The following is a 1,133-nucleotide window of genomic DNA, read 5'->3' on the forward strand; positions in this document are numbered from 1 at the left end:
CGGCTACAAAGTCCATCTGGCCAATCCCGCCGCCATTCAGCAATACAAGGGGCTGAAGCACTCCAACGATCTCCGGGATGCATTTTGGCTGGCGGACATGCTCCGCCTCGGGATTCTTCCGGAAGGATACATCTACCCTAAGGAAACACGGCCGCTCAGAGACCTTCTCAGGGCTCGAGGGTTCCTGGTTAGACAGCGCACGGCGATGGTCGCGAGCCTCCAAAATGTGATCAGCCGCAACCGCGGCCTTCAAATGCCCGGGAAGGATATCAGGCTTCTCACAATAGACAGGGTCGCCCCTCTGCTGGAGGATAACCAGGATCTCGCCCTGGTCGGCAAGACCTTCCGGAAGGGGGCCGTCCATTTGAGCCGGCGAATTCTGGAGATCGAGAAGGCGGTGGAGGAAAAGGCCGTGGGCCTTCCTGAGTACGCGCGCCTGCTTAGCATGCCGGGCGTAGGCAAAATCCTCGGGCTCACCATCCTGCTGGAAACCGGCCCCATTTCCCGGTTTCCCAAGGCGGGCAATTACGCCTCCTATTGCCGGAGGGTTTCGGGCAAATGGACCAGCAACGGCAAGACAAAAGGAAGCGGCAACCGGAAAAACGGCAATAAATATCTTTGCTGGGCCTTTTCCGAAGCCGCTGAACTGGCCCGGCGCTTTCACGAGGAGCCCCGGCGCTATTATAACAAAAAAAAGAGCAAGACCAACCGGATGGCGGCGCACAACGCCCTGGCCCACAAGTTGTGCCGGGCGGCCTTTCACATCATGCGGGATAAGGTTGATTTTGACTCGGATAAACTCTTTGCATGACGATTCGGCCGGGGCGGTGAGCTCGCAGTGGGGTTGGAACACCCACCAGATTTGATTGGCAGCCGTCCCGCCCGGAAAAATAAAAATCGCCAAGATTCTTGCTGCCCGCGCCGTGAGCTCCAAAGGGGTTGGCTAAAAACCACGAGATTTGAAAACCGATTGGGACGCGGCGAGGAACGGATGATTTTCTGGTTTGCCAATGGCAAAACGGATGGAGAAATCACGGACCGGCAAGAACGAAAACCGAGCGCCCGGCCGCCTGCCCCGGCAGGCGCGGCTCCGACGCAGGAAGGGCAAGCCCCATTCTCGCCGCGCCGCCGGG

2 protein-coding genes are annotated in these 1,133 nt (G+C 58.9%); one reads left to right on the plus strand and one right to left on the minus strand.

What is annotated here, in order from left to right:
* A partial coding sequence (locus BUE18_RS27190; RefSeq protein ID WP_073479245.1) for a transposase occupies positions 1 to 811 on the plus strand: 811 nt, incomplete at its 5' end.
* 132 nt (positions 812 to 943) lie between these two features.
* Here BUE18_RS27190 and BUE18_RS28395 read toward each other — a convergent pair.
* On the minus strand, positions 944 to 1,133 hold a 190-nt coding region (locus BUE18_RS28395; RefSeq protein ID WP_211482857.1), incomplete at its 5' end, for a hypothetical protein.

It is taken from the genome of Desulfatibacillum alkenivorans DSM 16219 (assembly GCF_900142135.1).
Taxonomy (GTDB): domain Bacteria; phylum Desulfobacterota; class Desulfobacteria; order Desulfobacterales; family Desulfatibacillaceae; genus Desulfatibacillum; species Desulfatibacillum alkenivorans.